Raw genomic sequence first — 6130 nt, 5'->3', positions numbered from 1 at the left:
TTCATACTAACCACACTTCTCTCCATCACCATTCTCTCTTACATCTCAAAAACTTTCATCCCTTAAATGATTGGTATGGCCTTTCTCCTATCGAAGCTGCTTCTTACAGCATTGATCAGCATAATCAAGCTGGTGCCTGGAATCAGGCGATGCTTCAAAACGGAGCTAGGCCCAGCGGAGCATTAGTAGTTAATAACAAGGATGGTAGGAATAACTCTCTTTCAGCAGAACAATATCAGCGTTTAAAATCCCAAATTGAGACTTTCTATTCAGGACAAAAAAATTCTGGGCGCCCCATTCTCCTTGAAGGCGGACTGGAGTGGAAGGAAATGAGCCTTACGCCAAAAGACATGGACTTTATAGAATCCAAAAATATTTCCTCACGAGAAATAGCATTGGCTTTCGGAGTTCCTCCACAGCTAATAGGAATACCAGGCGACAACACATATAGCAATTTGTCGGAAGCGAGGTTATCACTCTGGGAACAAACGGTTATTCCCCAGCTAGAGAGTATATTGTCCCATTTTAACTCCTGGCTAGTTCCATGCTTTGGGAATAACTTATTTCTGTCATATGACAAAGAATCAATAAGTGCTCTTACGGAAAAAAGACAACGTTTATGGCAGTACGTTCAGAATGCCTCATTTATGACAATAAACGAAAAACGATCTGCGTTTGGATTACACCCTATAGAAGAGGGAAATACTATCCATAAGTAAAACAAACTTTCAAAAAAAGCGGAAAAGTATATGTATTTTAAACAAGAAAAGAATAAAGGTACTGATGGAGGTGTATTCTGCGGCTATGCCAGCGTATTCAATAGAGTAGATAATCAAAAAGATATAATAGCACCTGGTGCATTTACTGAATCTCTAAAAAGAAGAAAAGTCGCTCTTCTATGGCAGCATAATACCGTAGATCCAATAGGAAAAATTATGAGACTTACAGAAAATTCATTCGGGCTCATGACTACTGCACAGTTGAATCTTGAACTGCAAAAAGCACGGGATGTCTATTCCATGATAAGAAAGGGAATTATAAACTCTCTCTCCATAGGCTACAGAGTAGTAACATCAAGAAAAGATAAACTCTCTGGGATACGCATAATCACCAAAATAGACCTTTGGGAAATTAGCTTAGTAACCTTTCCAGCAAATAGGCATGCACTAATATCTCAAATAAAGCAAGATTCCTGTAAAAAAGAGCATTACGCGGCACAGAGAATATTGCTGTCCTGACTTTATAAGGGCGCAATCAGCAAGCAGCATTCCTATTCACGCCTGAGAGATCCATAATAACCCTATATATGCAGCGATTATCGGCCTCTTTTATTGTAAAAACCGCACCACTTTTATGTTGGAAAACCTCGTCTACAACCGGTACCCTTCCTACCATAGCGAAAATAAGCCCCCCTATAGTGTCATAATCTTCTTCAGCAGACGAGTCTCTTAATACTACTCCCAAAGTACGCTCCAAGGTTCGAACCAAAACTCTAGCATTCACCTCAATTGTATCGTCTGAAATATTTACAATATCAGGAATAGCAGTCTCATCGTTTTCGTATTCAATATCACCTACTATAGGTTCTATTATATCTTCCATTGTTACAAGACCATCGGTACTACCATACTCGTCAAGCACAATAGCCATGTGAACTCTAGAAGACTGCATTTTAACAAAAAGGCTAACGGCCTTCATAGAATGTGGAACATAAATAACGTCGCGTATAACGTCTTTCACATTAAAATCTGAACCACCCTTCATTAGAATATCTTTAATGTGAATAAACCCTACAATATTATCCAGATTGTCTTTATATACAGGAACTCTTGTATGTTGGCTTTTAAGGACGCTATTAACTAAGTCACTGTCATCTATGGCAAAAGCCCTAATTTCCGATCTTTGAACCATTATTTCCTGAAGTGAGCAATCATCGAAACTTACCAAATTGCCCATTATGTTAAAACAATTGAAGCCAAATATGTTTCTACGAAACACCGCACTTTTTGCAAAGTCTTTAAATCCAGGAAAGTTGTCGAAGATAAACGAGTAGAGACGCGCTTTCCAGCGATTAAAGAAAGTCAGGTTACTTCCCTCATCTTCTTCAGAAACTCCAGCACCCATATTCTGTGCAACCGGTAAATCACTTGATCAGAATCAAGAGTATACGCAGCTAAATTTTATTTTCCATACAAAGTTACTGGATAACTGTGTGAATAAATGTGCAAACCATTAGTGAATAAAAGATATTCACACTGTCACCACATGTTATACACAGAATTTTCACCAAAAAACATTCCTAGGATAATTTTTGTTACCGACCTATATTGTAGTTATCAACATAATTAACAAACATTTTATACACATAAAATCTCCTAGAAAACCAGTATATTACATACTTTACTAACAAAATTATTCACAAAAAGAAAATTTAGGAGTTGTGTGTTTTTCAACACAGAAAAAGTTATCCACGCGATTAACAGGTATAAATTACTTATATTTATATATAATGTAAGGATTATTATATTAACAAAAAGACAAGAACTGTGTTACGAGAGATACTGACTACTAAGAGAAGCATACAACGCTTACCAATATGGTTCATGAGACAAGCTGGAAGGTATCTACCAGAATATCAAAAGGTTATGTCAGATGTACAAGACTTTCTAGAAGCGTGTTATACTCCAGAAATTGTTGAAGTAGTTACATTACAACCGATACAAAGATTCGACCTAGACGCGGCAATCATATTTTCAGATATTATGACTGTACCAGATGCGTTGGGATTTGGAGTAACATTTAAAAGAGGATATGGTCCGCAAATAAATAAAAATACAAGAAGAGAAGTTACGCTAGACTGGTCACTAAAAAAGGTGTCCCCCGTTTTAGAAAGTATAAAAAGGGTGCGAAAATCCTTACCCCCTAACAAATCACTAATAGGGTTTGCAGGATCTCCTTGGACTGTAGCTACGTATATACTCGGTCAAGAAAGAAAGATAACTGACATTTTTGCTCTACACCGTTCCGGAGACAATTCCGTGGCAAAACTTATCGATGAAATCGTATCTTTTACCACTGTGTATTTGGAAAAACAGATTGAATACGGAGCCGATGTGTTACAATTGTTCGACAGTAATTCTGCAGGACTTCCCGTAGACCTGTTCGAGACATTTGTTGTGGAACCAACTAGAAAAATAGTAAAGGAACTTAAAAAGCAATATCCTTCAATACCTATTATAGGATTTCCAAAAGGAGCAGGTGTTCTTTATCCTCATTATGCAATAACGACAGGAGTATCAGCAGTAAGCGTAGATTATAGCATCCCTTCACAATGGATAAAAAACAATATCAGTGGTGTTATTCAAGGAAATTTAGACCCCTTTCTTTTAGCTTATGATGTAGAAGGTGCCCTAAAATGTGCAGCAGAAATCATTACAAATTTACGAGATAAGCCACTAATCTTTAACTTAGGACATGGTATCATACCGTCTACGCCAGCAGATAACGTTCATAGATTGGTCGACTTCGTAAGAAGTTTTTAACCTCGTCTTTGCTTTATATTCACCATTAAAGCTTGACACTTTTACTCCTTACTCTGTAAGTTCTGTCTACGCTCTTTGTATTATGCTCTTTTTTCGGGATGAAGAAACAACACGACCATCATATTCTATCTAGCAGTCCTTGGCCCATATTTCTCTCTATATGTGCATTCATAACTGCTTGTGGTCTTGTAGGGGTAATTCACAAAACAACTATAGGATTGGTACTTTTCTCTGGCGGTACAGCTTCTACAATCTGTGTCCTGTATTGCTGGTGGAGAGATGTTGTTGTAGAGGCCATTAGAGACAAATGTTTCACGTTTGTTGTAAAAAAGGGGCTTCGGATTGGGCTTAGTATGCTAATTTTGTCCGAAACGATGTTCTTTTTTGCGTTTTTTTGGTCTTTTTTCAAAGCTTGGCTATTTCCCGCATATCAACTGATTGATTATTCACAGAAAGTATCAACTGTATGGCCTCCTGTGGGAATAGAGACTATTTCTGCGTGGTCCTTGCCATTCATGAACACGGTGACGCTATTACTATCCGGGTGTACCATAACTTGGTCACATCACTATCTCATGATAGACGACATAAAGTCTTCTTTGAGAATGCTTGCTTTTACTATTGCTCTCGGTCTTGTTTTCTCTATATTCCAACTTATAGAGTATCTACATGCTGGCTTTGCTTTTAGCGAAGAAGGGTTAAAGGCTATTTATTCTTCTAATTTCTATATGGCTACAGGATTCCACGGGCTTCACGTGCTTATGGGTATAATTTTCTTGATTGTTTGTTGGATTAGGATGTTTAGAGGTCAAATGTCTTCTGACTGTCATATTGGCTTCGAGTGCGCTGCCTGGTACTGGCACTTCGTTGACGTGGTTTGGTTGTTCTTATTCCTTTTCATGTACGCTATTAGTTCTTAGTATCATGCTTGTTTTTGGCCTTGATCCCGGTCTTAATTACACTGGTTGGGCTGTTGTGCTTAAAAAACCTTCTGGTTCTCTTTCTCTGCTCGATTGTGGCACTGTCTGTACTCTTTCTTGTGCCGATCTTAATGATAAGCTCTTTTCTATCTTCTCTAGCCTTACTGATATTATTCAGAAGTTCTCTGTCTCTGTGGCTTCTATTGAAAATGTTTTTGTTAATTTAAACCCTTTTCGAAGCATGGTTCACACTATCACGGATTAGCACATACAGCCGTACATCTGAAGATTTCATCGCTAAGCAAAATGTGACACACACCCGTCCAACTTGAAAGGAAACCTATATGGAGAGCAAATTTATACCCTTCGCAGTATCAAACTGGTTTTTCCTCCATCAACTTCAATAAGCTCGAGGACCTTCTGATCCTTTTTCAAATTTACCTGCTTTAGATTTATGGAACCACTACGTGCTTGGCGTTCCCCGCAATCTATGCTTGCCCTGTACACTCCATCATCAACAAATAGCTTGCCACTGAATGACTCGAACGCTCCCAGGCCTCCACACAGCCAAAAAATGCCGCTGAATTCGTCACTCACAGTTAAATTCACTCTTCCACAATAGCGCACGCACGATCCAACACATAACTGTTGGATCTCCACATCAAATTCTCCTAGAGGTTCAACCCTATCCATGTCTTTTTTGTGCATCAATAAAAACTTGTTCCTACCATCTGCCTATATCTATTATACAGCTGTACAACACCGGCGCAAAAAGTGTCCTAGCCCGCTGATGATAATATTACTATTTTGGAATATTATCAACTTAAGATTTCTAGGCTAAACAACACTTTATTAAAAATCATTTCACAGTACTTTCCATAACGCATACTCCTGTAAACTTAAACTATTTACATTTATGGCCTAACGTTGTACCATTCTGGATGGTGTATGTTTTTATACGTTGATGTCGCTGCATGTTTATCTGCCGGATCAGTCTGTGATAAGGCCTCGTATTACCGTTTTGGGAGTTGGAGGCGCAGGAGGAAACGCAGTAAATAACATGATACATTCTTGTTTGCAGGGTGTTAATTTTGTTGTGGCAAATACTGACGCTCAGGCGTTGGATTGCTCACTATCAGAAAAGAAGATCCAGTTGGGGATGAACCTCACGAAAGGTTTGGGGGCCGGTTCTCTGCCTGAGATTGGTCGTGGAGCAGCTGAGGAATCAATAGAGGAAATAATAGCGGAGATCTCAGATAGCAATATGCTATTTATAACCGCGGGTATGGGGGGAGGCACTGGAACCGGTGCGGCTCCCGTTATCGCTAAGGCTGCAAAAGACAGCAAGATTTTGACTGTGGGTGTGGTCACTAGGCCATTTCATTTCGAAGGTGCTCATAGGATGAAAACCGCGGAATACGGTCTAGAGGAGCTGCAGAAGCATGTTGATACCTTGATCGTAATCCCTAATCAGAATTTGTTTCGTATAGCTAATGAGAACACTACTTTCGCTGACGCGTTCAAGTTGGCCGACACTGTGTTGCATACGGGCGTACGCGGCATCACAGACTTAATGGTTATGCCAGGATTGATAAACCTAGACTTCGCTGACGTTAAGGTTGTCATGAGTGAGATGGGCAAGGCCATGATGGGTACTGGAGAGGCAGA

Annotated in this window: 8 protein-coding genes; 6 read left to right on the top strand and 2 right to left on the bottom strand. The window is 39.2% G+C overall.

Annotation, left to right across the window (positions count from 1 at the left end):
* Both KPX09_RS04110 and KPX09_RS04105 read left to right on the top strand, forming a co-directional pair.
* Window positions 1-719, top strand: a 719-nt coding sequence (locus tag KPX09_RS04110; protein WP_249549121.1) for a phage portal protein, incomplete at its 5' end; no start/stop codon positions are given.
* 30 nt (window positions 720-749) lie between these two features.
* Window positions 750-1238 carry an HK97 family phage prohead protease gene (locus tag KPX09_RS04105; RefSeq protein ID WP_249549120.1) on the top strand — a complete coding sequence of 163 codons (489 nt, stop codon included), beginning with the start codon at window positions 750-752 and terminating at the stop codon, window positions 1236-1238.
* 16 nt (window positions 1239-1254) lie between these two features.
* Here KPX09_RS04105 and KPX09_RS04100 read toward each other — a convergent pair whose 3' ends face one another.
* A complete protein-coding gene (locus KPX09_RS04100) occupies window positions 1255-2124 on the bottom strand; it encodes a hemolysin family protein (RefSeq protein ID WP_249549119.1) in 870 nt (289 codons plus the stop codon).
* Between the two features lie 422 nt (window positions 2125-2546).
* On the opposite strand from KPX09_RS04100, the gene hemE reads away from it, so the two are divergent.
* From hemE to KPX09_RS04085, 3 genes are all read left to right on the top strand, one after another.
* Window positions 2547-3542: a uroporphyrinogen decarboxylase gene (gene hemE / locus KPX09_RS04095; RefSeq protein WP_346017240.1), complete on the top strand. Its 996-nt coding sequence runs from the start codon at window positions 2547-2549 to the stop codon at window positions 3540-3542.
* A 98-nt stretch (window positions 3543-3640) separates the two neighbouring features.
* Window positions 3641-4462 (top strand): cytochrome c oxidase subunit 3, encoded by an 822-nt coding sequence (locus KPX09_RS04090; RefSeq protein ID WP_249549117.1) that lies wholly within the window; start codon window positions 3641-3643, stop codon window positions 4460-4462.
* Window positions 4463-4466: 4 nt separating this feature from the next.
* The gene (locus KPX09_RS04085; protein WP_249549116.1) at window positions 4467-4727 is read left to right on the top strand and encodes a crossover junction endodeoxyribonuclease RuvC; all 261 of its coding nucleotides are present in this window, start codon (window positions 4467-4469) and stop codon (window positions 4725-4727) included.
* A gap of 92 nt (window positions 4728-4819) precedes the next feature.
* Here the strand turns inward: KPX09_RS04085 and KPX09_RS04080 are convergent, their stop codons facing one another.
* Window positions 4820-5155 (bottom strand): hypothetical protein, encoded by a 336-nt coding sequence (locus tag KPX09_RS04080; RefSeq protein WP_249549115.1) that lies wholly within the window; start codon window positions 5153-5155, stop codon window positions 4820-4822.
* A gap of 271 nt (window positions 5156-5426) precedes the next feature.
* Between KPX09_RS04080 and ftsZ the strand changes: the two genes are divergently transcribed.
* Window positions 5427-6130: cell division protein FtsZ (gene ftsZ / locus KPX09_RS04075; RefSeq protein ID WP_249549114.1), on the top strand; the 704-nt coding region annotated here is incomplete at its 3' end.

Source organism: Anaplasma phagocytophilum (genome assembly GCF_023476575.1).
Classification (GTDB): Bacteria; Pseudomonadota; Alphaproteobacteria; order Rickettsiales; family Anaplasmataceae; genus Anaplasma; species Anaplasma phagocytophilum_A.
This window is presented reverse-complemented; position numbering and strand designations above follow the sequence as displayed.